The following is a 23,905-nucleotide window of genomic DNA, read 5'->3' as shown; positions in this document are numbered from 1 at the left end:
ACCCGCAGGCCTCATTGCTCATGGAAATCGCACCGCGTGAGCGTCGAGGCGCATGACGGGGCGAACATACCGTGATCTACAGAATTCATCGACGGATGGCGGAACGAAATATTCGCCGGATTTCGCGATTCGACCAAGCCGCCTGCACGAACACGAATCAATGTTCAGGCGAGGCGGCACCGACCGAAGCCTTCAGCATCCGGCAGTACTCGATATCCGCCTCACCGTGGCTTGCAGCGGCTCCTGATACCTCGTCGCCTCGCCGGGCAAGGCTTCGAGGTGAGCGGCAGCGACTGGACATCCATGGGCGCGCACTCCGGGAGCAGTATTCGGGAGAAGAATACGCCTACGGCGCGCGCCTCATGGAAGCCCGGCTGTGCTCACGTCTGCAGCATCCGCAGCGCTCGTCGGCCTTGCGCAGGCCCTGTCTCTTCAAGTGTGAACCTGCCGCCGAACTCGATCGCTGCGTTGCGCAAGCTTTCGACACCACTGGAGTTGGCTGCGCCGGTGAACTTGCCTCTCGATACGGCGATCGAACGCGGATGACTCCGACCCGCGAGCTGTCCACCTGGATCTCGGTACCGTTGGGGGTATTCGTAGGCCTGACCTTTCTTGTCCATGTCGCCGGCCTCCTGCCATCGCTCGATAGGGCGCGACGTGGAGCGGCAAAGGCCCAGGTCAAACTCTTGAGCGACCGCCTGCAGCGACATGCCCAGGACCATGGACGACTGCCGGCGACTTTGCTCGAGCTGACTCAGTCGCCCGGTGACGAATGGCCACGTCTGCAGGAGAAAGACCTGATCGATCCGTACGGCCACTCCCTCGTTTACGTCCCCGGTGGCGCTCATGGCGCCTTCGATCTCATTTGCCTCGGCAAGGATGGGAAGCCAGGTGGCGTCGGATACGACGCGGACTTCGGAAACCGGGATCTGTCCAAGACTCGTTGACGGCAGCCCCAAGCCGGACCGCGAAGGTTCCGTCGCCCTGCCACCCAACTTTTTTACCTTCCCGCCCCCTCCTCCGACCCCCGGGATCGTATAGTTCGTCATGCATGGCGGGTACCGTGCCCGGCCGCGAATCGCAGGGAGATGTCATGGGTCTTGTGCAGGCAGTGGTGGGTTCGATCGGCGGCACGCTCGCCGACCAGTGGAAGGACTTCTACACGGTTCCCGGCGGCTTGCCGGCGACGGCGGCGCTGTTCGCCGCGGTGCCGCAGGGCACCAACGCCGGACGCGGCTCGAACACCAAGGGCTCGTCGAACATCATCACGAATGGTTCGAAGATCGTCGTGCCCGAAGGCTACGGGCTGCTGCTGTTCCAGGACGGCAAGATCACCGGCTTCGCCGCCGAGCCGGGCGGTTACGAATGGCGCTCGGACGACATCAATTCGCAGTCGATCTTCACCGGCGGCGGCCTGGTCGATTCGCTGATCAAGCAGAGCTGGGAGCGCTTCAAGTTCGGCGGCCAGCCGGGCTCGCAGCAGGCCGCGTTCTTCGTCTCGCTGAAGGAGCTGCCGGACAACCGCTTCGGCACCCAGTCGGAAATCTACTGGGACGACGGCTTCCTCAACACCCAGGTCGGCGCGGTGACGCGCGGCTCGTACACGCTGAAGATCGTCGACCCGATCCTGTTCGTGAAGAACTTCGTGCCGGCCACGTATCTGCAGGCCGGCCAGGTGTTCGATTTCACCGACATGGACAACGCCGCCGCCAGCCAGCTGTTCAACGAAGTGGTCGGCTCGCTCGCACCGGCCTTCAGCCTGTACACGAACGATCCCGGCAAGGGCAATCGCATCACCAAGCTGCAGCAGGATTCGGTCGGCTTCGCCAAGAGCCTCTCGGATGCGGTGGAGCAGGCTTACCAGTGGAAGTCCGATCGCGGCCTGGCCATCGTCAAGACCGCCATCGTCTCGATCGAGTACGACGCGAACACGCGCGAGCTGCTCAAGAACGTGCAGCGCGCCGACGCGCTGTCCGGCGCACGCGGCAATTCCAACCTGCAGGCCAGCGTCGCGGCGGGCATCCAGTCGGCCGGCGAGAACGGCGGCGCGGCGGGCATGATGGGCATCGGCATGGCCTCGGGCATGATGGGCGGCATCGGCGGCCTGCAGCAGCCGGTGGCACCGGCCGCACCGGCGGCCGACGATCCGGTGGCCAGGCTGAAGAAGGCCAAGGAGATGCTCGACCTCGGGCTGATCACCCAGGCCGACTACGATTCGCTCAAGGCCAAGGCGCTGGGCCTGTAAACGACGGATCGCGCGAAGACCTATGTCGAACGCCACCAAGCCCCCGGCGGCGCCTCCCGCCGGGCCGGGATCGCCGCAGGACGTGCCGCCGCTGCCGGGCAGCTTCCCGATCGACCCGGCGACGCTGCCCGAGCCGATCCGCGACGAAGTGCTGGCGCCCGACCCGGTCGCCATCGACACCTCCGCGGAGGAACTCAAGGACGGCGTCAACCGCTGCCCCAAGTGCGGTTCGACCGAGATCCGCCAGAAACCCGGCAGCGATCTTCTGGTGTGCCTGTACTGCCGCCACCAGTGGCACGGCGCGCGCGTGGAGGAGGAATTCGGCCTCGGCGAAGGCATCGACCAGTTGCAGGGCACGGTCATCGCCTCCGGCGCGCGCGACATCGCGGCCGACGCCGCCAGCCTGATGACCTTCAAGTGCGGCGGCTGCGGCGCCGAGGTGACGATCAACACCGAGAACGCGATGACGGCGCGCTGCCACTGGTGCCGCCACGTGCTCGGCGTCAACGAGCAGATCGCCAATGGCGCGGTGCCCGACGCGGTGCTGCCCTTCCACATCCAGAAGGACGACGCCGTCGCACGCATCCGCCAGTTCGTCGACAAGCGGCGGCTGTTCGCGCTGAAGGCGTTCAAGGAACAGTTCACGCCCGAGAACGTCGTCGGCGTCTACCTGCCCTACATGATCATCGACGCCAACGCGAGCGCCGACGTGGCCGGCAAGGGCGAGATCGAGACGCGCCGCTACACGCGCGGCAGCGGCAACGACAAGAAGACCTACTATGACGCCGACGTGTACCAGGTGGAACGCCACGTGGACTTCACCGTCGACGACCTGCCGCTGGAATCCTCCACCGAACGCGGCAACCTCGACACGCGCGTCAACACCAACAACATCATCAACACGATCCTGCCGTTCGACACCAAGAACGCAGTGAAGTGGAACGCGTCGTACCTGTCGGGCTTCACCTCGGAGAAGCGCGACAGCGACGTGGAGCAGCTGCGCCCGCGCGTGGAGGACCAGCTGCTGTCGATCGCGCGCGCCCAGGTCGAGTCCTCCGTCAACCGCTACGGCCGCGGCGTGCGCTGGGAGCAGGAGCGCCTCGACGTGCACGGCACGCGCTGGGTGTCGATGTACCTGCCGGTGTGGCTGTATTCGTATCACCAGCCCGGCCGCAACGGCGGCCTGCTGCACTACATCGCGGTGAACGGCCGCACCGGCGAGACGATGGGCAGCGTGCCGGTGCAGCAGTGGAAGCTGCTGATGACCGCGATCACCGTCGGCACTTTCCTCGAAGGCATCGCCCTCTGGATCATCGGGAACTCCTCATGAGCGACGACGGCGGACTCTGGCTGCTCGCCCTCGGCCCGGCCGGCGCGACGGCGCTGTACTGGGCCCTGTACCGGTACTACCGCAACACCGACAAGTCGCACGCCTTCGAGCGCGAAACCGCCGTCGAAGCCAAGCCGGTGACCGGCTCGGAGCGCAAGGTCGACGAGGTGAAGGGCACGCGCGAGACGCGCATCCGCGGCGACAACGTGCGGGCGTATCGCACGCGCGTGCAGCGTGTCCGCAACGACAGCAGTTGAGCCCGGCGACGCCCGCTTAACCCTCGATGTGCTAGGTATCGATCACCGCAACCGACCATCGGGTGGCCCATGAAGATCGTCACCAGCCTGAGCTTCCAGGGGCAATGCCGCGAAGCGTTCGAGTTCTACGCCAAGGTCCTCGGCGGCAAGATCACCGCCGCCTTTCCCTACGGCGACGGCCCGCCGGGAATGCCGATCACCGACGAGAAATACAGGAGCTGGCTCATGCACTGCTGGCTCGAGGTCGGCGACCAGTCGCTGATGGGCGCGGACATGGACGTGGCCTGGGCGCCCAACATCGAAAAGCCCAAGAACGGCTTCGACGTCACCCTGCACAGCGACGACATCGCCCAGGCCAGGCGCTGGTTCGAGCAGCTGTCAGAGGGCGGCCGCCAGATCATGCCGTTCGCGGAAACCTTCTGGTCGCCCGGATACGGTTCGCTGATCGACCGCTTCGGCGTGCCGTGGATGGTCAACACCGTGCCGGCGGCGGGATGGAAGCCCTCGCAAGGCTAGACGGGAAAGCAACGAGGGCATTCGCCGCACGAGACTGCGGGCCGGGCGTCGCCGCGGACAAGCCGATGCGGCGCCCGGCGAATCGCGACGTGAATGGCCTGTTCGTTGTGCCTGGGCGGCTCCGCGGGTTCTCGCCCAACCTGGCAAGGCACGCATCAGCGGCGTCTGAACGATCGGCGCGATGAATCGCGCCGGGTTCAGACGGCAACACGCAGGGTGCCGGGACGACTCCCGATCGAAGCCGATCGCTCAGAACGGAATCGCGAAGTCGCCCCACGCCGGCGTATGGCTGGCGTCGCCGGCGGCCTGGTTCCACGGATACAGCGCGGGATAGGTGATCAGAGTTGTGCCGTCGTCGACCACCGGCGCGACATAGATCTGCGGCACGCTGCCGCTGCGCGTGGAGGAGAAGGTCAACCAATAGAAGCGCCGGCCGCCGGCGTCGCCCGCGGCGGGCGACCATTGCGGCCAGCTGTTGGTGATGCCCGGGCTGCTGTGACCGCTGCACGAGGCGGGATCGTTGGCGGCGATGCGCACCGGCTGGCCGCCGGTCGCGGGCACGACGTACACCTCGGCCTGCGCGTTGTTGTAGCTGCTCGCGCCGGCCGGAGCGCGGTTGTAGGCGATGTAGCGGTCGTCGGGCGAGAACGCCGGGTAGAACTCGTTGTCGCCGCTCGCCGCGACCGTGACCGGCGTGCCGCCCGCGCGGTTGTTGTACGGCACGACGTGGATATCGCCGTTGGTCACCGTCACGCCCGTGGAAACCGGATCGGGCGTCGACACGTACACCACGTTGTCGCTGGCGTGCGCGAACGAGGCCGACGCCGCATTCGTGCTCTCGCCGTTGCGCGCGAGAATGCCCCATCCATCACCCTGCGCCGCCGAAGCCGCTTCGAGGTCGGTCCAGATGATGTGGTTCTGGTACATCGTCAGCGCGACGCGGTCGCCGCCGGTCCAGTGCAGCGGAGAGAAGGACGGCGCGTCCTGATCCTGACGCGCCATCAGCATCTGCGCGCTGCTGCTGACGAAGGAAGGCGTGAGATGCTGGCCGTCGGCGGACAGCAGGCCCAGCCCGGCTCCGCCGCCCTCGCCTGCCGAGAACCCGACCCAGGCGCCGTCGGGCGTCGCCGTGTGGCAGCCGACGCAGCCGGCTCCCGCGTCGGCCGGAGCGAGGATGTCCTTCAGGTCCTCGTCGCCGATGCGGAACCCGCGCAATACGCCGTTGCCCGCGCTCGTCCAGTACACGATCGCGCCCGGCGCGGACACCGGCGCCACCCGCACGGCGCCGCTGGAGCCGAGTTCCGGCCCGCTGGTCAGGCTTCCGGACGCATAGGTCGCGCCACGCACCGTCACCGTGATCGGCGCATCGACGGTGTGCTGCGACAGCGCAGCCCAGACATTGGCAGGCATCGTCCACGACGAAGCCGTGGTGTACACCACCAGCGCGTTGCCCTGGTTCTGCGCGGTGAGGCGCAGCTCGAACAGGTTCTCGCTGCCCGTCGGAATCCATGCGAACCGCGGGCGCAGCCAGTTGCTGGGGAACAGCGTGCCGACCTGCGGCTCCGCCAGGCAAGGTCCGCCGCTCGGCGCACCGGCCGCGCCGCCGAACAGCGCCGGCGAATCCGCCGGCGCGCCGGCGTCGATGATCGGTTGGGCCGGAAAATCGCGGAACTCGAAACCGTCGGCGAAGATCGCGTCGAGCGTTCCCGCGCGCACGACGGCTCCCCACGCGAACGCCGCGGCCACGGACAGAACGACGAACGAACGACGCATGATGCCCCCCGATTCAGCCCACTACCGTGCGGAATCGCCCCTTGGGGCGGCATCGTACTCCGCTCCGCGCGTCAGGCGGCGATCTTTTCGATGCGCTTGACCGCATCCCCGAGCACACGATGCGCTTCTTCCAGATCGTAGTCCGCTTGCAGTCCCAGCCAGAACCTCTCGCTGGTGCCCAGGGCGGCCGCAAGGCGGACAGCGGTATCGGCGGTCACGCCGCGCTTGCCGAGCACGATCTCGTTGATGCGGCGCGGCGGAACACCGGCCGCACGCGCGAGCGCGTTCTGGCTGATGCCCAGCGGGTTGAGGAACTCTTCCAGCAGCACTTCGCCTGGATGGATGTTGGGCAGGGTCTTCATAGGACAGCTCGGCGGTTCAGTGGTAGTCGACGATTTCCACGTCCTGCGCATCGCCATCGTTCCAGCGAAAGCAGATGCGCCATTGATCGTTGATCCGGATGCTGCGCTGACCTTTTCGATCGCCTTTCAGCGCTTCCAGCCGATTGGCCGGAGGAATTCGCAAGTCGTCCAGGGTAGCGGCGTTGTTGAGCATGCGCAGCTTGCGGCGAGCGACGGCCTGGATGTCCGCAGGCAGGCGCCGGGACGGAGTACCCGCCCAGATCTTCTCCGCTTCCTTGTCGGCAAAGTTCCGGATCACGGAATGACCATAACGCGACTCGTCATATGACGCAACCCGTCATGGATTTCAAGGCTGCGCACGAGCGAATGCGTGGGCAGCGCCCGGTACCTTGACCTCGACCCGATTTGCTCCGGCAGACCAATCGACCGCTCTCAACGCAAGACACGCACAGAGTTCAACGATTCAAACCCAGCAGACGCTGCAGCCTCACGGCGTCCACCTGCGCGGCGCCAAGCGCGGTGTTGTCGAACAGGCACCAGCGCTCGCGCGTGACCGTCGTGCAGCGCGACAGGCGGCGCGCCACCCGCTCCAGTGCGGCCTCGTCGTAGGCGTCGTAGTACATGCGCGGCGAGCCGTGCAGGCGCAGGTACTCGATGCGGTGGTCGCCGCCCGGAACCGCGGCGCGAGGCACGCGCGCCGGATCGGCACCGACGCGCGCGATCGAAAACGCGCGCAGCAGGCGTTCCGCCTCCAGCGTGAACCACGAGACATGGCGCGGCTCGCACGCCACCGCGCCCGCATGACGTTCGCGCAGATCCGCGAAGAACCGCTCGGCCACCGACGCATCGAACGCCAAGGTGGGCGGCAGCTGCAGGAGCAGCATGCCGAGCTTCTCGCCCAGCTCGGTCACGCCGGCCAGGAAAGCCTCCAGCTCCGCCGCGCACTCCTTCAGGCGGCGTTGATGGCTGATCGTGCGCGGCAGCTTGGCCGAGAAACGGAAATCGTCCGGAACCGACTGCGCCCAGCGCGCATAGGTCGCCGGGCGATGCGGGCGGTAGAACGAGGAGTTGATCTCCACCGTGTCGAACTGGTCGGCGTAACGCTGCAGCTGGCTGCGCGCCTGCGCGCGGAGGTGCTCTGGCGGCGCGGGCAAGGACCATCCGGCGCAGCCGATGCGCAGGATGGGCGTTGTGTTGGGGAAGATGGCGGTGGTCATGAGGATGTCAGCGGTATGGACAACTTGAGATGCCGTCATCCCCGCGACTGTGAGCGCAGCGAGCGAACGGCGGAGCCGGCCCGAAGGGCGAGCACGCAGTGCGAGTAAAGCGGGGATCCACTTTGATTCTTTCCTCTCAAGAGCAAGATGGATGACCGGCCTGCGGCTGTTGGAAGGCGCCTCCCGCTTTCGCACGGATGACGAAGTGATTCAAGGTTCCCTCGCATTCCGCGCGTCCTGACGGCATTCCATGCCGCCGCCTCGACGGTTGCTGCAACCGAGCCAAAACGAATGCGATAACCGGCGACACGAGGCGACGATGCCCATCCATCCCGATGTCCGGAAGTACACTCCAGCTCGGACTATCGCTGCAGCCGCCTGAACACGCGCGACCCCATCAACGAGCTCATCGACCGTACGATTTCCACTTCGCCCATTGCGCCCGCCCTCCCCTCAGCCGCCGGCCCGCCGCATGACTGCATCCGCACCATCCCAGACGACCGCCGGACCCGAAGCCGACCCGCGCGCCCGCCTGCGCCGCTCGGTCTCCAACACGCTCAAGGGCTCGGCAGGCAACCTGGTCGAGTGGTACGACGTCTACGTCTATTCGGTCTTCGCCGGCTACTTCGAATCGCAGTTCTTCTCGCCCGAGGACAAGAACGCCACCTTGTTCATCTGGGCGATCTTCGCGATGACCTTCCTGATGCGGCCGATCGGCGCGTGGTTCTTCGGCCGTTTCGCCGATCGCTACGGCCGCCGCCTGTCGCTGACGGTGTCGGTCACGATCATGGCCGGCTGCTCGTTCGCCATCGCGATCACGCCGACTGAAAACAGCATCGGCATGGCGGCGCCGCTGATCCTGCTGCTGGCGCGCTTGATTCAGGGTTTCGCCACCGGCGGCGAGTACGGCGCCAGCGCCACGTACCTCTCCGAAGCGGCCCTGCCCGGCCGGCGCGGTTTCCTGTCCTCTTTCCACTACGTCACCCTGGTCGGCGGCCACGTGCTGGCGCAGCTCACCCTGCTGGCGATGCTGCAAGGGTTCGACGCCGCGCAGATCTCGCACTGGGGCTGGCGCGTCGCCTTCGCCATCGGCGGCCTCGCGGCCATCGTGGTGTTCTGGATGCGACGGACGATGGACGAATCGCTCGGCTCCGACTCCATCCAGGCCGCGCGCCGCGGCCAGGCGCGCGCCTCGGGCTCCCTGCACGAGCTGTTCGTGCATCAATGGCGTCCGCTGCTGCTGTGCTTCCTGATCACCGCCGGCGGCACCGTCGCGTTCTACACCTATTCGGTGGTGGGCCCGAAGATGATCCAGAGCCGGTTCGCCGGCGACGACATGATGACCGGCGTCGTCATCAACCTGATCGCGCTGATCGTGCTGATGCTGCTGCAGCCGATCGGCGGCTGGCTGTCGGACCTCGTCGGCCGCAAGAGCCTGCTGGTGTTCTTCGGCGTCGGCGGCGTGCTCTACACCGGATTCCTGGTGCTGGCACTGCCGCAGCAGAGCGGCTGGCTGCCCGCGTTCGCGATGCTCGCCCTCGCCTTCGTGATCCTGACCGGCTACACCTCGATCAACGCCGTGGTGAAGGCCGAGCTGTTCCCCACCCACGTGCGCGCGCTCGGCGTCGGCCTGGGTTATGCGCTGGCCAACTCCGCATTCGGCGGCACCGCGCCGCTGCTGTACCAGGCCGCGCTGCGCACGGACCAGGTGAGGCTGTTCGCGGTGTACGCCACCGCGGTGATCGCGGTGTCGCTGGTCGTGTACGTGTTCTTTCTGAAGAACCGGGGCGCGAACTGGCTGGACGATGCGGCGGCAATGGATCGCCAGGCCGTGCGCTGAAGGGTTCCAACTCCGTCACACGCGCTTTGTCGGAGACGGCGTGGCGTGCGGGGCCGGCCTGCTTGCGACGTCCGCACGATCGTCGAGGCCGGAACTCGATGCTTCACGGGTGCCTGCCCTGTCTTTCGTCCCGCCCGGGAATCCGGTGAGCGACGCAGCCCCGTTCTCGGCTTTCCAGCCGGCATGGAAGCGCGGATCGCGCCGTGCGAGCGGCGCGGAAATCGCCAGTCCCGCAGGCATCGCGAGCAATCGTTGCACCAGTTCCTGCGACTTGGCCATGTCGCCGTTGCGGGCATGAATCTGCGCGAGATTCATCAGGTAGAACGGCCCGTCGTAGGCATCCTTCTCCACGGACAGGTTTTCGATCGCACGCGTCGCTAACCGCACTGCCGCTTCGGCATCGCCCAGTCCGGCTTCGACGATTCCGAGCAGGCTCAACCACATCGGGTTGTCCGGGTCCTCGCGCAGCACCGTCTGCAATTGCGCACGAGCCGTTTCATAGTCGCGTCTCGCCGCCGCTTCCTCGCCGCCACTGTCGCCGGCTACGGCGCGCAGGAGCGCGGTCGGCGTCGAACCGAGCATCCAGGGGTTGTCGACCCAGTCGGGGGCGCCTTGCAGTTCGGCCAGGGCCTGACGCGGCTTGTGTTCGAGCCACGCGATCTGGAAGCGCATCGATTGCGAAACCCCCGAAGGTCCAACGCCGCTGGGAATGTCCTGCAGCGCCAGCAGCGCCTGCCCGGACGCGGCATTGAAGAGGTGCATCTGCGCGCGGTTGACGGCGGCGTAGTGGTTGCGCGGGTCCACGGCCTGAGCGCGGTCGTAGGTCTCGGCGGCCTGCACGTAGTCGCGCTGCATGGCCTGCGTGTCGGCGATGAGATTGAGCCAGTTCGCCTGGCGCGGATCGAGCGCGGCGGCCTCGGCATAACCCGCCATCGCCTCGGCAAGGCGCCCCTGGCGGCGGTGGATGTGCGCAATGGCGCCGACGACCTCGGGATCGTTCGGCAGGAGGCGGCGTGCCCGTTCGAACTGCACCAGGGCGGCGGCATAATCGCGATAGCCGTAGTAGTTCACGTAACCCATCGCCAGTTGCGACTGCGGCAGATCCGGGGCGAGCGCCAGCGCTCGACGCGCCGCCGCTTCGGCGTCGGCGATGCGCGCCGCAGAATGGTCGATGAATATCCAGTAGGCGTAGCTCTCCATGTACGACAGCCTCGCGTAGGCGAGCGCGAAGTCCGGATCGCGCGCGAGCGCCTGCCGGTAGAGGTCCGTCGCGCGCGCCAGCGCCTCGGACATGTCGCCGGCGCCCCACACGCCCCAGTTCTGCAGCTGCCAGCTGAGGTAGTCGGCCTGCAGGAACCGCGTGTAGGCCTGCGCGTCCGAGGTCGGAATACTGGCCACGCGCGTCGCCTCGGACGGCTGCACGTCGGCCTTGAGCGCCAGCGCGACCTGCTCGGCGATGTCGCTTTCGACGCGGAAAGCGTCGTCGAGCGTCCGCGTGTAGGCCTGCGCCCACACCGTCGTGCCGCTGCGCGCATCGACCAGCTGCACGCTGATGCGAACCTGCTCGCCGGCCTTCTGCACGCTGCCTTCGAGCAGGGTCGCGACGCCGAGCTCGTCCGCCGTCCTGACCAGGTCCTGCGGCCGGCTCGCGTAACCTTCGGTCGACGATCGCGATACGACGCGCAGGTTGGCTATGCCGGTCAGTTTCACGGCCACCATGTTCTGGACGCCGCTGACGAAGTACGCGACGTCCTTGTCGGGCCCGAGGTTCTCGAACGGCAGGATCGCCAGCGAACGCGGCGACGGAGATGCTCCGCGCGTGCGCGACACCTGCCATCCCCAGACGGCAGCGGCGAGCGCAATCAGGGCGATCACCGATCCCGTCATCACGCGGCGGCGGCGGGATGAAACCGGCGGCGGCTCCGCTGCCGGGGCCGGCGGAACGTCCTGATCCGCTGCGTCGACGGCGGAGGCGGATTCAAAAATCCGCACCGGCGCGATGAACCGGTAGCCGTGACGGCGCACCGTCTCGATGTACACCGGCGAGGGTCCGGTATCGCCCAGCGCCTTGCGCACCATGCTGAGGTAGCCGGTCAGGCCATGCTCCTCGACGATCACGCCCTGCCAGATCGAGCGGATCAGTGCCTCGCGCGTCTGCAGGCGCCCGGAGCCCTCGAGCAGCGCCAGCAGCACGTCGAAGGCCTTGTTGGTCAACGCAACGTCGACGCCGTCGCGCCTCAGCCGGCGCTCGCGCACGTCCACGGTGAACGGACCGAATGCGTAGGCAAGGGGGGCGCGACCGGCGGCCTGTTCGTCGGAAGCGTGCATGTGCAAGGCGTTCAACGCCGATTCCACTTGAATTCGACCCGTTCTACAGGCGACTGCGCGGAACTGTAACGAAACTGCCCCCGATCCGCATGCGCGCCAAACGGCCGCGTGCGGCCCTGCCGCATTCCAGAGAAATTGCCCGATGACTACAGCGAACCTCTTCGAAGCGAGCGTGATCGGCCTCGCCGCCGCATGCCTGACGTTGCCCGCCGCGGCGGCCGCCGCACCGGCGCGCGCGCTCCAGGACCCGACACAACCGGCACTGACCTTGGCCTCACGGCTGCGCACGGCCACCACGCCGGCGACTGCGCCCCGGCCTTCCGGCACCGTCCCGCCACGGTACCGCTACGTTTCGCTCGCCGTTCCGGATTCGATCTACAGCTTTGTCGGAGGCCTCAACGACGCCGGGACTGCGGTCGGCTTCTACAACAGCGGAGGCGCCTCGCAGCCGACGTACTGGGATGCCGACGGGACGCTGCACACGCTGGGCGCGCCCGCGGGCGGCGCATCGGCCATGGGCATCAACAACGCCGGCGAGGTCTTCGGCATCGGTTCGGACGATGCCGGAAACATCCAGCTGCTGCGCTGGAACCTGGACACACCCGATGCCTTCGAAGTGCTCTACAGCAGCAGCGATACGACCGTCATTCCGCGCGCGATCGGCGAAGACGGCACGATCGTCGGCTACTGGGGCGACACCGCCGCGACCCGTGTCACCGGATTCGTCTGGACGGCGGCGGACGGCATCGTCGACTACGGCTGCGTCGATCCCGCTCACCCCGAGTATCAGTGCCAGTTCTCCGCCATCAGCGCGAGCGGACGCATCGTCGGAGCGTGGTCGGACCCCGGCGATCCGACGGGTGCAGCGCACGCGCTCGTCGCCCAGGCTGGCACGCCGGCCGTGAGCGACTACAGCGCGCAAACGGCCGCGGCGAACAGCATGATCAATGCCATCAACGCGAATGACCTCGCCGTCGGCCACATGGACATCGCCGGCACCGGCACGCTGGTGCCCGTGACGTTCGCCCCCGACGGCACGGTGACCCCGCTGCCGGCAGCCGCATCGTTCGGCAGCGGCTTCTCCAGCGCTGCCGGCATCAACGGCAGCGGCACCATCATCGGCTATGCCCAAGACGCAACGAACACCCTGTGGGTCGACGAGGGCGGCGAAGTGCTCGACCTGCTCGCCGCCACCGACGACCCGGGCAGCCTGACGCCGAGCAATACCGTCGCGATCAATGCCGGCGGCTCGATCGCGGCGATCGGCGTCAGCATCGTTCCTTTCGCGATCCAGTCCTTCGTGCTCGTGCCGATCCCTCCGGACGCCATCTTCGCCGATGGCTTCGATTCCGCGTCTCGCTGAGCGCCACCCTCTGCCGCGGAAGCGGCGGAGCCGCGATGCCATCGGGCGTCCCCGCCGCCGCCGCCGCCGCACGTCGCCGGCCCGCTCGCGAAGGCGGCATCCCCGCCGAACCCGCACGCCTCAACAATGAGGAAACGGAAGCCTCGCATCGAAACAGGGCGGCCCCTGGCCGCCCTGTTCCACGGCAAGAAAGACGAGCGAGCGATCAACCCTTGCCGTGCCGGCGGCTGATCAGCAGGAAGCCCTGCCCTGCGGTCACCTGCAGATCGTCCCCCACCGAGAACCCGAACTGCTCCAGCCAGCGACCGCCAAGCCGCAGGCGCGGCACGGCGCGTCCGACCCGCAGCCTGCCGCGGCGCTCGTCGTAGTGCAGGTAGCCCATCGTGCAGCGGGCGGGAGTGCGGAAGCGCTTAGGTGGCGGAGGCGAATCGTCGGGGCGAGCCGCAGGTTTCGAGGGAACCGCTTGTGGCGTATTCGCAGCGACGGGAAGTGAGCGCATCGAGCGCTTGGGCAACACGAAGCGCCTGGGCAACACAATAAAAGCGGCGGGACGGGAAGAGGCTCTTCTGGGACGGGTCATGTCGGACTCCTTGTGTGATTGAGGAATCCGCCACCGAGCTGTCAATCAAGGTGACGGACGGTGCACGGTTGACAGACCGGCCACAAGAAACCGGCAGGCCTTCCGGCCTCCGCACACCGCCCGCCATAAGGAGGGCACGGCATCCCACCTCGACGACCGGACAAAAGAAAAGCGCCGGTCATCGATCGATGGGCGCTGATGCGCCTTGTGATTTCGGACTGTCAAATCCGGCTGCGGGACTTAACGCAGCAAAATTAGCTTGCCAGTTATCTAGGCTAACGTCAAGCCACGGGAAGGGGCTTCGACGCTCACGCATGCTCTGCTGTTACGCATTGGCTAAAGCTACTCGGCCAGCGGGCAAGAGCGCCCGAATTTTCTCAATAAGCTCATCCACTTCTGTGGGATACGCCTCTGCCCAGGTCGTAAAGAACGCCTCCTGCACCGCCTCAACGGGAATAAACCCTAATGCCTCACCCACTTGACTGAATAGCAAATGCGGATCGCGGTTGGTCCTGCGTATTTCACGTAGACGCTCTATCAGCCGCGCGGCTTCAGCGAATGGCTGACTCAATCGAATCGTGAGTCGGCCGCTCGCATCTGCAGCCTCTAGCACGCGGTCGAAAACGTAGGCCTCAGGGCACTCACCAGGAAGTCGATATACATGATCTTGGTCGCTCGTCAATTGCTTCGAATCACCGTCTATGACGCAGGATGATGGGAATCGTTTTGCCGGGCTTAAATTATGATGGCGGTTGATTGTGACAGCAGTTCCATCCCCAGCCATGGCATGAACCTCGACCCCATCCAATTCAAGCTCCCTACGCGCCCTCAGCATCGATCTAACCCACGCCGCAGCGAACTCATCTTCACAAAAAATAGCAAGCGAAGCATTAATCTGTCCAGTAATGGCGCGCAGAGAAGAAATGTCTAGCTTTCCCTGAAATACTTTTCCATTTATTGAAGCCCAGATTGCCTCCGGAGGGAGTGGAAGCAAGGCATCATTGGAATGAGTTGTAAAGATTGCCTGGATCGCCTTGCGATCTGCCGCCTCAATCAAATATTCGACCAATCTAACTGTTGCGACAGGATGGAGGCCGTTTTCGATCTCCTCTATAAGAATAAGACTATTCTCAGGAGCCGCCTCAATCTCCATTATCATGCGAATGATACTGGATTCACCGGCACCGAAATGAAATTCCGAGTATCTCGTTCCCTCACCCGTTGAACCGGTCAATAGTGAAACCCTACCGGCTGTATCGATCTTTATATGCGAGTAATCAGCTATGCTTTTCCCAAGAATCTTCTGAACCGCGTCCGCCACGGACTGTCGAATTGCGCCAACATTACCATCCGCCACTTCAAAAGTTCCAGATGCGCACCTCTGTAATTCTTTACGCTCATTTGCAGGGACAGTTCGGGAGACGCCAAGTATCACCGCAAATCGATCAACAGCATCGCGCGACCATTTACTCTTATGAAATGCAGCGGTGCGACGAACTGTATCAGTCCGATTAATACTTCGATCGATCAATTCATATTCAACTTTCCAGTTCGTCATACTCTCGTCGAACTTACCGCTCTTAGCAAAGAATTGACGCGGCTTTACCGATGCGTACGCGGTCGCTGCAGCACCTAGAATTGTTGTCTTACCGCCCCCATTCGGCCCAATTAGCGCACTGACAGGAAAGTCAAAGGTAATAATTTGTTCACGCAATGCACGCACATTAGCTATGTTCAACTTCAGGAGATACTTACCATAATTTTTTCGAGAGACCTTCTCTTTCAGACTGTTGATGGTGCTGGTACGAATCTGACTTTTGTAGCCTTGCATCCTTTAGCCCTCCCTATTCGAATGTTTCTAGCTGGACGGGGTCAGATTCACTTCTTCATTACCCCTACTTTCGCTGCATCTTCTTGAACTGCTCCCTTACCTCCGGCGCCACCACATCCACCTGCCGCTTCGCCTGCATGAACGCCCTCTGCCCTTCCGGCAACTGACAATTGCGCGACAACGTCGTCGCCTCATCACCATTCCTCGCCTTCGCATCCTGCAGATTCACGACCACGCCCAAGGTGTCGCCGAGCGGCTCCAGCGCCACGCAGATGCGGTCGATCATGTCCACGTCGCGATACGGCTGGCCGTCGACCATCACGGCCAAGTTGTCGGCGTCGAGCCAGATGGCCGAGCGCACGCCCGGCATCGGACGCACCGCGGTGCGCGCGGCTTCGTGGTTGATGGGACGGCTGGCATCGCGCAGGCGTGCCGAGCGCGAGATGTCGCGCGCCATCGCCTCGACGTACTGCCGGGCGGCTTGTTGATTGCCGGTGAGGAGCGCCGCGCGGGCGCCGGCGATATGGCCGGCCGTGGCGTAGGGATTGACGGGTTGCCCGGCCTGCTGCGGGCGAGGCTTCTCAGCCGCGGTATCGGCGGCCCGGCGCTGGCAGGCAATGGCGCAGACGGCGACGGCGCCGATCAGCGCGAAACGAAGAAAACGACTGCTCGGTGCTTCCCGACACCGGCATCCAGCCGAGGAATCCATCCCGAATCTCCGCCCCCTGAAGCGTCGATTTGAGAAGTAAGCAACAAAAATCGCGGCCGTTCAAGTTGCGCTGCAACTCGGGGCTAGCTGCTGGCGGGAGTCGCTCGTGCTGCGGTTTCGAGCGCGTCGCGCGACGTCGAAGAGCTGGATTTGGCGCGGCTCCGGCGGCGAAAACTGCGGCGCGGCGCTCTGCCTTCCCTCACCCGGCCCTCTCCCGCGAGCGGGAGAGGGAGAAGAAGGAAATTGGCTCGCTCGGGCCTCGCCGGGGTTCACCCGCGAGGCCACCGGGTTCCTGCCTCAGCCGCCGTCGGTCTTCGGCGCTGCGCTGTCGGTCTTCCAGTACGCCGCATCGTAGAGCGACAGGCTCAGCTCGGAGGATTTCGGCGCGTTGCCGGAGAGGTCGAGGACGGCGCCGTCGCTCTCCCAGCGCGCGCTGGGGTGCGCGGGCAATTTCCCCGATGCGTCCTGCGCGCTGGCCGTGTCGGGCCGGGGTTCGCCATACGACTTCTTCAGCGTGTCGAGGATGTCGTCGAAGCGGCTCTTGGCGATGCCGGAGACGCGGATCTGCACCAGCCGGTCGTCGTGGAAGCGATAGAAGATGGCGACGTGGTTGCGCGCGAAATATTCGTTCTGCATACGCGGGAACTCGTCCACGGCCTTGCTCTTGCGGCAGATCTGGTCGCCCGCGCGCGCGTCTTTCGCCGTGTCGCAGGTCCAGCGCTTGCCGTAGTGTTTGGCCACCTGGTCGATCGGCATGCCGATGGTGTTGCCGTTGATGTCCAGCCCCCACGCCGGAGCGGCACAGGTCGCTGCCAGGCCAAGCATCGCCAGGACGATCGGACGCATGATGTTCTCCCCTGTTTCTTGTTCGTGATGGTGGCCGGGGATCGTACCCAGTCGCGGGCGGGACGGATACGGGTCGGCAGAAGCCCTTCCGGTTCCGGCGTTCCCGACACCCTCAGCGGTTGAACCAGTCTCCGGCCCACTTCCTCAGCTGGCCGATGCGACCGGCGTCGGTCACGTTGTGCGGCATGTCGTCCGCCAGGATCAGCTGCAGCCGCTGCGCGTCGCGCGCTGCGTACTTCGGCTTCAGCGCGGCATGCAGGTCGACGGCGAGCTGCGGGTTGAGCATCGCGTCTGCCGTGCCTTGCACGATCAGCAGCGCGACGGGCGGATGCCCGGCGGCGATCTCGCCGGCGCGGCCGGCGGCATCGGTACGACGCGCGAGCTCACGTGCCGCATCGCTCCACGGATACGGCTTTCCGGTCGCCTTCTCGAACGCGCCGATCGACGCACTGAGGCCGGTGGAGGCGTTCAGGACGACCGCGCTGCCGACCGGAACCTCGTGCTCGGCCAGCGCCAGCAGGGCCGCCGCGCCGCCGCCCGAGAAACCGAACAGGCCAATCTTCTCATCGCGTGCCAGGCAGTCCATCGCACGCAGCGCCTTCACGGCGGCCGGCAGCTCGTCCGTCGCGCCGACCACCACGGGCGCGAAGATCCGCGAGGCGAAGTCACTCGCCTGCCGCCGCTTCAGCGCCTCGACCCCGCCCGCCTCGGCGCGCTTGCCGAACAGCGGCAGTCCCAGATAGACCTTCACCGCCGGCACGTCGTCCAGCGGCAACATCTCCATCAACGCCTGCTCGCTCGCCGGCGGACCGAAGCCATGCCAGAGGACGATCGGTGGCCGGGTCACCGACTTCGGAACGCGCAGCAGGGCCGGCACGCCGGCCAGCGTCGTCTCGACGGTCGCCACCGGATCGGCACGCGCCGCGAGCGCCCGGCACGAGGGAGCCTGCGTGGCGGCCGCGAAGCAGGCGTTCCACGTCAGCAGTGTCGCGAAGACGAGCGCTGCCAGCGCACGTAGACGTAGTCGTTTGGCCTTCAAAGGGTGCGCTCCTGCAAACGTGGACCAGGGTCTCGTTCTATCAGTAACGCACGAGTGGCGTGCAGGCCGATTGGTCATGCGAAACGGGGTAGACCCGGTCGGAGTCGCTTCGCAGGCATTCGCCCTGCTCGTCGGCATCATCGGAAAATGAACTCCGCCCCCGATTTCGCGTCCGACCCACGGCCCGTCTGCGTGCACCGCGAACTCGAGCCCGATCCCGTTTCATCCACGCTACGATGCCTGCCCCCAGAACCGCACACTGCAGAAGCCCCATGAAGGCCCGCCACGTCCATCCCCCGCGGGCGGCATGAGCCGTACGTCGCGCCCGCCGGTCGAAGGGCGTCAGGACCGGACCGAGCGCATGCATCGCTGGACGGCCGCGCTGGTGACGGCGCTGCTGCACGTGCTGCTCGTACTGCTGGTGACGCGGCCTCCTGATCCGATCACCACGGCCACGCCGCGCGGCGGGGGCGGCAGCCGAATGGACGTGACGCTCCTCGACCAGACGCGTCCTCCGCCGCCGCACGATCCCGCGTTGACGGTTCGCCCGCCGGCACCCGCCAAGCCCAAGGCACCGCGCGCGATCCAGCGCCCGCCGTCCACGCCGGTCGTGCAGGGCGTCGTCCCCATGCCGCCCGAGGCAGCCGACGCCCCCACCCTACCGCCCGCCACGGCGCCCGAGCCGCCGGAGACCCGGCGCGACACCGCAGAAGTCGGTTTCCCGATGCGCACGCGCCCCGATGACGCCGCCCAAGCGAACGCGGCGCTGGCCGCCAAGCTCAGCAGCAACCGCGGGCAGAGCGACGATGCGCCCCCGGTCGGACCCAACATGGGCGTGGACGGCTTCGAGGTGTACTACAACCTGGTCGACGAAACCCGCTTGCGCGCCTGGCGCGATCAAGGCATGACCGAACTCTTTCTTCCGATGCCCGGCACGCGGCGCCTCATGGTCTGCCCGCTGGAGGTCGCGCTGCGACGCGGTTCCGGCGCGTGCCGCATGATCGAAATGGATTCACCGGAACTGAAGTCCATCGGCGATGCGCGCGAGGTCATCGGCATACAGCGCGTTTATCAGCGCGGCGTCATGGTCTGGGACGGGCCGGGACGTTACCGGTGAGCCATCGGAACGGGGCGGGTTTAGTTTCGATGGAAGCGGTCTGGCATGCCCCAGCCCCGGCTTCGTGACAGTCCATTCTGACCCCGGTTTCAGACGGCTACAGCTCGAAGCGCTCGCCGATCGTCGGCTCGCGCTGCGGCCACCGAGGACACAGCGCCTCGACGGCTTCCATCAGGCCGATCCAGTCGCCGATGGGATCGTCCGGATGTCTCGGAACATAAGGAACTCCGGCTTCGGCTGCCAAGCCGGCGATCTCCGGCTCGTTACGGGATCGCGTCATCGTCGCCCTCCTTTAGCAAGGCATCGAGCAACTCCGCCTTTCCGAACAACTCGAAGTACTGCCGCACTTCGGCGATGTCGAGATTCCCGCGATTGGCTCGCAGCAGGCTGCGGATGTCGTCCAGGTCGCGCGTACGCCGCGGATTGTTGACGTATCCCTGCAGCTTGAAGCCGATCAGCCCCTCGACGCTGACTACGTGCAAGCGTCCCATCGGAGTGTCACGCACTTCGGCATTCGCCAGCAGACGGCGGGCATGCGGACGTCGTGCATAGAGCAGGTCGAGGCCTTCGTCGCCGCGCCGGTAGTTCGCCGCGTCGTCGCTGCGATAGACGCAGGCATAGCCGAGACCGATCAGCATCGCATGGATGCGCTCGGCATCCTCGGCATCGACGAGGAAATCCACGTCTTGCGTGGCGCGGACCACGCGGTGCGCGGCGAGCGCCAGCCCGCCGATCAGCGCCGGCGGCGTGCGACAGCCGGCGAACCCGGCCAGCGCCTGCCTGATCTGATCGACGAGCCGCGACATCGGTTACATGTTCCTACGATATTCACCACCCACATCGTAAAGCGCATGACTGATCTGCCCCAACGAATGCGTCTTCACCGCCTCCATCAGCGCCGCGAACACGTTCTGCCGGTTGCGCGCCGTATCCTGCAGATAGCGCAGCCCATGCCCGTCGTGCGTGCCGGCATCGGCCTCGTCGACGTCAGTCCCATGCTCGCGTGAGGTCTCGCCCGCCGGCGCAAGGCGATTGCGGTTGTTCTGATACGCACGCACGTTCTCGATCTGCTGCCCCTTCTCCTCCTCGGTCGAGCGGATCAGCTCGATCTCGGTGACGACTTCGCCGGCGTGCTCCTTCGGCAGGAAGGTGTTGACGCCGATCAGCGGCAGGCTGCCGTCGTGCTTCTTGTGTTCGTAGTAGAGGCTCTCTTCCTGGATCTTGCCGCGCTGGTACATGGTGTCCATCGCGCCGAGCACGCCGCCGCGCTCGCTGATCGCCTCGAATTCCTTGTAGACGGCTTCCTCGACGATGTCGGTGAGCTTGTCCACGATGAAGCTGCCCTGCCAGGGATTCTCGTTGAAGTTGAGGCCGAGTTCCTTGTTGATGATCATCTGGATGGCGACGGCGCGGCGCACGCTTTCCTCGGTCGGCGTGGTGATGGCCTCGTCGTAGGCGTTCGTGTGCAGGGAATTGCAGTTGTCGAACAGCGCGTACAGCGCCTGCAGCGTGGTGCGGATGTCGTTGAACTGGATCTCCTGCGCGTGCAGGGAGCGGCCGGAGGTCTGGATGTGGTACTTCATCATCTGGCTGCGCTCGTTGGCGCCGTAGCGCTCGCGCATGGCGCGCGCCCAGATGCGGCGGGCGACGCGGCCGATGACGGTGTATTCCGGGTCCATGCCGTTGGAGAAGAAGAACGACAGGTTCGGTGCGAAGTCGTCGATGCGCATTCCGCGCGCCAGGTAGTACTCCACGATCGTGAGGCCGTTGGACAGCGTGAAGGCGAGCTGGCTGATCGGGTTCGCGCCGGCTTCGGCAATGTGGTAGCCGGAGATCGACACCGAATAGAAGTTGCGCACCTTGCGGTCGACGAAGTACTGCTGGATGTCGCCCATCATGCGCAGTGCGAATTCGGTGCTGAAGATGCAGGTGTTCTGCGCCTGGTCTTCCTTGAGGATGTCGGCCTGCACGGTGCCGCGCACGGTGGAGAGCGTGGCGGCCTTGATCTTCTCGTAGGTGTCGGCGTCGACGACCTGGTTGCCGGTGACGCCGAGCAGGCCGAGGCCGAGGCCGTTGTTGGTCGCCGGCAGGTCGCCGTGGTAAAGCGGGCGCTGGCGGCCTTCGAACAATTTGGCGATCCTCGATTCGGCTTCCGCCCAGCGCGCGGGATCTTCCTTCAGGTACTTCTCCACCTGCTGGTCGATCGCGGTGTTCATGAACATCGCGAGGATGATCGGCGCGGGGCCGTTGATCGTCATCGACACCGAGGTGGTCGGCGCGCAGAGATCGAAGCCGGAGTACAGCTTCTTCATGTCGTCCAGCGTCGGGATGTTGACGCCGGAGTTGCCGATCTTGCCGTAGATGTCCGGGCGCGGCGCCGGGTCTTCGCCGTAGAGCGTGACGCTGTCGAAGGCGGTGGACAGGCGCGCGGCGGGCAAGCCCTGGCTGAGGTAGTGGAAGCGCCGGTTGGTGCGCTCGGGCGTGCCCTCGCCGGCGAACATGCGGATCGGGTCCTCGCCGGTGCGCCGGTACGGGTAAACGCCGCCGGTGTAGGGGTAGTAGCCGGGCAGGTTTTCCTTCTGCAGGAAGACCAGCAATTCGCCCCAGCTCTTGTAGGTGGGCGCGGCGATCTTCGGAATCTTCTGGTGCGAGAGCGATTCGCGGTAGTTCTCCACGCGGATCGCCTTGCCGCGGACTTCGTATTCGTTGACCTCGTCGGTGATCGACTTCAGGCGCGCCGGCCATTCGCGCAAGCCGCGCAGCGCGTCGGAGTCGAGGGACTGGATGGCGTCGTTGTAGCGCTGGCGCAGGGTGAGGAGGCTGCGGTCCGCCGGCTTTTCCCCCTCTCCCGCTTGCGGGAGAGGGTTGGGGTGAGGGGTCTTTTGCGAGCTGCCCTCATCCGCCCTTCGGGCACCTTCTCCCGTTCCCGGGAGAAGGGAAAGCAAAGCGTTGGCGTCGTAGAGATCGAGCGCCTTCGGCAGCTTCGGATCTTCGAGATCACGCAACGACTGCCAGTACGCCTGCGCCCGATCCGCAACCTCCGCCTGCGACTCGATCCGCGCATTGATCGCCCGCCCCTGCTCCGCAATCTCGGCCAGGTAACGCACGCGGCTGCCCGGGATCAGCACGGTCGCACGCGGCTCCTTCAGCGAAGTGTCGAGCTGCGGCTGCCAGTCGACGTGCGCGGTGCCGGCCAGCGAGAGCTTCTCGCGCAGCAGGCGGCACAGGTTGGTGAACATCCAGGTCACGCCCGGATCATTGAACTGGCTGGCGATGGACGGATAGACCGGCAGGTCCTCGTCCTTCAGCTTGAACGCGACGCGGTTGCGCTTCCACTGCTTGCGCACGTCGCGCAGCGCGTCCTCGGCGCCGCGCTTGTCGAACTTGTTCAAGACGACCAGCTCGGCGAAATCGAGCATGTCGATCTTCTCGAGCTGGCTGGCGGCGCCGTAGTCGCTGGTCATCACGTACATCGGGAAGTCGACCAGGTCGACGATCTCCGAATCGCTCTGGCCGATGCCGGCGGTCTCGACGATGACGAGGTCGTAGCCCTGCCCCTTCAGGAACGCGATGCAGTCCTTCAGCACGATGCTGGTGGCTGCGTGCTGGCGGCGCGTGGCCATCGAGCGCATGAACACGCGATGGCTGCGCAGCGAATTCATGCGGATGCGGTCGCCGAGCAGCGCGCCGCCGGAGCGGCGGCGGGTCGGGTCGACGGCGAGCACGGCGATGTGCATCTGCGGGAAGGCGTGCAGGAAGCGCAGCAGCAGCTCGTCGACGACCGAGGACTTGCCGGCACCGCCGGTGCCGGTGATGCCGACGACGGGCGTCTTGCCGCCGGCGAGCTGCCATTCCTTGCGCAGGCGTTCGAGCGTGTGCTCGTCGTGCGCGCCCTCCTCGATCGCGGTCAGCGCGTGGCCGACGGCGATCTCGTCGTCGATCGCGACCTTGGCCGGCGGCACGTCGGTGCCCGGCTCGCCGGCCGAGTGCGCGTCGGACGCGGCGCGGGCGCGCTTGACCACGTCCTCGATCATCTCGACCAGCCCCATCTTCATGCCGTCGTTGGGGTGGTAGATGCGTTCGACGCCGTAGGCTTCCAGTTCGCGGATCTCCTCCGGCGTGATGGTGCCGCCGCCGCCGCCGAACACGCGGATGTGGCCGGCGCCGCGCTCTTTCAGCATGTCGACCATGTACTTGAAGTACTCGACGTGGCCGCCCTGGTAGCTCGACAGCGCGATCGCGTCGGCGTCTTCCTGCAGCGCGGCGCGCACCACGTCCTCGACCGAGCGGTTGTGGCCGAGGTGGATCACCTCCGCGCCCTGCGCCTGGATCAGGCGCCGCATGATGTTGATGGCGGCGTCGTGGCCGTCGAACAGGCTGGCGGCGGTGACGAACCGCAGCGGCTTCTGCTCGGCGGCGCTTTCGGGGGCGACGTGCTTGGCGGGTGTACTCATGGCGCGCGATCCGGCTTGCTGAAAACAGGCGCCTATTCTACGCGGCGGGCGGCGCCTGCCGCGCGCGCAGCGCAACCGTTACGATTCCGCTTCTTTCG

At 66.0% G+C, this 23,905-nt stretch carries 21 protein-coding genes; 8 read left to right on the top strand and 13 right to left on the bottom strand.

The features are described 5' to 3' along the window. Window positions 1-95 precede the first annotated feature (95 nt). From ACFO6Q_RS14700 to ACFO6Q_RS14680, 5 genes are all read left to right on the top strand, one after another. Window positions 96-947 (top strand): type II secretion system protein GspG, encoded by an 852-nt coding sequence (locus ACFO6Q_RS14700; RefSeq protein WP_380022212.1) that lies wholly within the window; start codon window positions 96-98, stop codon window positions 945-947. A 146-nt stretch (window positions 948-1,093) separates the two neighbouring features. Next, on the top strand, window positions 1,094-2,245 hold the full coding sequence (locus tag ACFO6Q_RS14695; RefSeq protein WP_380021859.1) for an SPFH domain-containing protein: 1,152 nt from the start codon (window positions 1,094-1,096) through the stop codon (window positions 2,243-2,245). A 22-nt stretch (window positions 2,246-2,267) separates the two neighbouring features. Continuing rightward, window positions 2,268-3,575, top strand: a complete 1,308-nt coding sequence (locus ACFO6Q_RS14690; RefSeq protein WP_380021858.1) for a TFIIB-type zinc ribbon-containing protein — start codon at window positions 2,268-2,270, stop codon at window positions 3,573-3,575. Then, window positions 3,572-3,832, top strand: coding sequence for a hypothetical protein (locus ACFO6Q_RS14685; protein WP_380021857.1), 261 nt, complete (start codon window positions 3,572-3,574; stop codon window positions 3,830-3,832). Before ACFO6Q_RS14690 ends, ACFO6Q_RS14685 begins: the two co-directional genes overlap by 4 nt. Before the next feature lie 69 nt (window positions 3,833-3,901). Further along, window positions 3,902-4,348: a VOC family protein gene (locus ACFO6Q_RS14680; protein WP_380021856.1), complete on the top strand. Its 447-nt coding sequence runs from the start codon at window positions 3,902-3,904 to the stop codon at window positions 4,346-4,348. A gap of 249 nt (window positions 4,349-4,597) precedes the next feature. Here the strand turns inward: ACFO6Q_RS14680 and ACFO6Q_RS14675 are convergent, their stop codons facing one another. The 4 genes from ACFO6Q_RS14675 to ACFO6Q_RS14660 form a co-directional block, all read right to left on the bottom strand. After that, window positions 4,598-6,121 (bottom strand): TolB family protein, encoded by a 1,524-nt coding sequence (locus tag ACFO6Q_RS14675; protein WP_380021855.1) that lies wholly within the window; start codon window positions 6,119-6,121, stop codon window positions 4,598-4,600. A gap of 71 nt (window positions 6,122-6,192) precedes the next feature. Beyond that, window positions 6,193-6,483 (bottom strand): HigA family addiction module antitoxin, encoded by a 291-nt coding sequence (locus ACFO6Q_RS14670; RefSeq protein ID WP_380021854.1) that lies wholly within the window; start codon window positions 6,481-6,483, stop codon window positions 6,193-6,195. Between the two features lie 16 nt (window positions 6,484-6,499). Further along, entirely contained in the window at window positions 6,500-6,781 is a 282-nt protein-coding gene (locus ACFO6Q_RS14665) for a type II toxin-antitoxin system RelE/ParE family toxin (protein ID WP_380021853.1), read from the bottom strand. 157 nt (window positions 6,782-6,938) lie between these two features. Beyond that, complete coding sequence (locus ACFO6Q_RS14660) at window positions 6,939-7,700, bottom strand: DUF72 domain-containing protein (protein WP_380021852.1); 762 nt, start codon at window positions 7,698-7,700, stop codon at window positions 6,939-6,941. Between the two features lie 472 nt (window positions 7,701-8,172). On the opposite strand from ACFO6Q_RS14660, the gene ACFO6Q_RS14655 reads away from it, so the two are divergent. Next, entirely contained in the window at window positions 8,173-9,540 is a 1,368-nt protein-coding gene (locus ACFO6Q_RS14655; protein ID WP_380021851.1) for an MFS transporter, read from the top strand. Between the two features lie 15 nt (window positions 9,541-9,555). On the opposite strand, the gene ACFO6Q_RS14650 is transcribed toward ACFO6Q_RS14655, so the two are convergent. Beyond that, complete coding sequence (locus ACFO6Q_RS14650; protein ID WP_380021850.1) at window positions 9,556-11,883, bottom strand: winged helix-turn-helix domain-containing protein; 2,328 nt, start codon at window positions 11,881-11,883, stop codon at window positions 9,556-9,558. 127 nt (window positions 11,884-12,010) lie between these two features. On the opposite strand from ACFO6Q_RS14650, the gene ACFO6Q_RS14645 reads away from it, so the two are divergent. Beyond that, window positions 12,011-13,231, top strand: a complete 1,221-nt coding sequence (locus tag ACFO6Q_RS14645) for a hypothetical protein (protein ID WP_380021849.1) — start codon at window positions 12,011-12,013, stop codon at window positions 13,229-13,231. 205 nt (window positions 13,232-13,436) lie between these two features. Here the strand turns inward: ACFO6Q_RS14645 and ACFO6Q_RS14640 are convergent, their stop codons facing one another. From ACFO6Q_RS14640 to ACFO6Q_RS14620, 5 genes are all read right to left on the bottom strand, one after another. Next, window positions 13,437-13,613 carry a SymE family type I addiction module toxin gene (locus tag ACFO6Q_RS14640; RefSeq protein ID WP_380021848.1) on the bottom strand — a complete coding sequence of 59 codons (177 nt, stop codon included), beginning with the start codon at window positions 13,611-13,613 and terminating at the stop codon, window positions 13,437-13,439. 523 nt (window positions 13,614-14,136) lie between these two features. Beyond that, window positions 14,137-15,642, bottom strand: a complete 1,506-nt coding sequence (locus ACFO6Q_RS14635; RefSeq protein WP_380021847.1) for an ATP-dependent nuclease — start codon at window positions 15,640-15,642, stop codon at window positions 14,137-14,139. A gap of 64 nt (window positions 15,643-15,706) precedes the next feature. Further along, complete coding sequence (locus tag ACFO6Q_RS14630) at window positions 15,707-16,351, bottom strand: hypothetical protein (protein ID WP_380021846.1); 645 nt, start codon at window positions 16,349-16,351, stop codon at window positions 15,707-15,709. A gap of 297 nt (window positions 16,352-16,648) precedes the next feature. Continuing rightward, window positions 16,649-17,197 (bottom strand): hypothetical protein, encoded by a 549-nt coding sequence (locus ACFO6Q_RS14625; RefSeq protein ID WP_380021845.1) that lies wholly within the window; start codon window positions 17,195-17,197, stop codon window positions 16,649-16,651. Between the two features lie 112 nt (window positions 17,198-17,309). Beyond that, window positions 17,310-18,377: an alpha/beta hydrolase family protein gene (locus tag ACFO6Q_RS14620; protein WP_380021844.1), complete on the bottom strand. Its 1,068-nt coding sequence runs from the start codon at window positions 18,375-18,377 to the stop codon at window positions 17,310-17,312. Window positions 18,378-18,543: 166 nt separating this feature from the next. Here ACFO6Q_RS14620 and ACFO6Q_RS14615 point away from each other — a divergent pair, with 166 nt between their 5' ends. Then, window positions 18,544-19,353, top strand: a complete 810-nt coding sequence (locus tag ACFO6Q_RS14615; RefSeq protein WP_380021843.1) for a type II toxin-antitoxin system RelE/ParE family toxin — start codon at window positions 18,544-18,546, stop codon at window positions 19,351-19,353. Window positions 19,354-19,450: 97 nt separating this feature from the next. On the opposite strand, the gene ACFO6Q_RS14610 is transcribed toward ACFO6Q_RS14615, so the two are convergent. Genes ACFO6Q_RS14610 through ACFO6Q_RS14600 form a run of 3 tightly spaced genes read right to left on the bottom strand, consistent with a single transcriptional unit; the run spans window position 19,451 to window position 23,807 of the window. Further along, a complete protein-coding gene (locus ACFO6Q_RS14610) occupies window positions 19,451-19,633 on the bottom strand; it encodes a hypothetical protein (RefSeq protein WP_380021842.1) in 183 nt (60 codons plus the stop codon). After that, the gene (locus tag ACFO6Q_RS14605; protein ID WP_380021841.1) at window positions 19,617-20,159 is read right to left on the bottom strand and encodes a nucleotidyltransferase family protein; all 543 of its coding nucleotides are present in this window, start codon (window positions 20,157-20,159) and stop codon (window positions 19,617-19,619) included. Before ACFO6Q_RS14605 ends, ACFO6Q_RS14610 begins: the two co-directional genes overlap by 17 nt. A 3-nt stretch (window positions 20,160-20,162) precedes the next feature. Then, a complete protein-coding gene (locus ACFO6Q_RS14600) occupies window positions 20,163-23,807 on the bottom strand; it encodes a methylmalonyl-CoA mutase family protein (protein WP_380021840.1) in 3,645 nt (1,214 codons plus the stop codon). Window positions 23,808-23,905 lie beyond the last annotated feature (98 nt).

The sequence above is a fragment of the Dokdonella ginsengisoli genome (assembly GCF_042652785.1).
Lineage (GTDB): Bacteria > Pseudomonadota > Gammaproteobacteria > Xanthomonadales > Rhodanobacteraceae > Dokdonella_A > Dokdonella_A ginsengisoli.
The sequence above is the reverse complement of the archived record's forward strand: the minus strand, read 5'-3'. Positions and strand labels throughout refer to the sequence as shown.

Bases quoted from the DNA above. Each gene is read 5' to 3' on its own strand.
- ACFO6Q_RS14615 (WP_380021843.1), top strand. From the start codon at position 18,544: ATGAGCCGTACGTCGCGCCCGCCGGTCGAAGGGCGTCAGGACCGGACC.
- ACFO6Q_RS14605 (WP_380021841.1), bottom strand. From the start codon at position 20,159: ATGTCGCGGCTCGTCGATCAGATCAGGCAGGCGCTGGCCGGGTTCGCC.
- ACFO6Q_RS14630 (WP_380021846.1), bottom strand. From the start codon at position 16,351: ATGGATTCCTCGGCTGGATGCCGGTGTCGGGAAGCACCGAGCAGTCGT.
- ACFO6Q_RS14610 (WP_380021842.1), bottom strand. From the start codon at position 19,633: ATGACGCGATCCCGTAACGAGCCGGAGATCGCCGGCTTGGCAGCCGAA.
- ACFO6Q_RS14660 (WP_380021852.1), bottom strand. From the start codon at position 7,700: ATGACCACCGCCATCTTCCCCAACACAACGCCCATCCTGCGCATCGGC.
- ACFO6Q_RS14680 (WP_380021856.1), top strand. From the start codon at position 3,902: ATGAAGATCGTCACCAGCCTGAGCTTCCAGGGGCAATGCCGCGAAGCG.
- ACFO6Q_RS14600 (WP_380021840.1), bottom strand. From the start codon at position 23,807: ATGAGTACACCCGCCAAGCACGTCGCCCCCGAAAGCGCCGCCGAGCAG.
- ACFO6Q_RS14645 (WP_380021849.1), top strand. From the start codon at position 12,011: ATGACTACAGCGAACCTCTTCGAAGCGAGCGTGATCGGCCTCGCCGCC.
- ACFO6Q_RS14640 (WP_380021848.1), bottom strand. From the start codon at position 13,613: ATGGGCTACCTGCACTACGACGAGCGCCGCGGCAGGCTGCGGGTCGGA.
- ACFO6Q_RS14655 (WP_380021851.1), top strand. From the start codon at position 8,173: ATGACTGCATCCGCACCATCCCAGACGACCGCCGGACCCGAAGCCGAC.
- ACFO6Q_RS14670 (WP_380021854.1), bottom strand. From the start codon at position 6,483: ATGAAGACCCTGCCCAACATCCATCCAGGCGAAGTGCTGCTGGAAGAG.
- ACFO6Q_RS14675 (WP_380021855.1), bottom strand. From the start codon at position 6,121: ATGCGTCGTTCGTTCGTCGTTCTGTCCGTGGCCGCGGCGTTCGCGTGG.
- ACFO6Q_RS14700 (WP_380022212.1), top strand. From the start codon at position 96: ATGGCGGAACGAAATATTCGCCGGATTTCGCGATTCGACCAAGCCGCC.
- ACFO6Q_RS14635 (WP_380021847.1), bottom strand. From the start codon at position 15,642: ATGCAAGGCTACAAAAGTCAGATTCGTACCAGCACCATCAACAGTCTG.
- ACFO6Q_RS14685 (WP_380021857.1), top strand. From the start codon at position 3,572: ATGAGCGACGACGGCGGACTCTGGCTGCTCGCCCTCGGCCCGGCCGGC.
- ACFO6Q_RS14625 (WP_380021845.1), bottom strand. From the start codon at position 17,197: ATGCGTCCGATCGTCCTGGCGATGCTTGGCCTGGCAGCGACCTGTGCC.
- ACFO6Q_RS14620 (WP_380021844.1), bottom strand. From the start codon at position 18,377: ATGATGCCGACGAGCAGGGCGAATGCCTGCGAAGCGACTCCGACCGGG.
- ACFO6Q_RS14690 (WP_380021858.1), top strand. From the start codon at position 2,268: ATGTCGAACGCCACCAAGCCCCCGGCGGCGCCTCCCGCCGGGCCGGGA.
- ACFO6Q_RS14695 (WP_380021859.1), top strand. From the start codon at position 1,094: ATGGGTCTTGTGCAGGCAGTGGTGGGTTCGATCGGCGGCACGCTCGCC.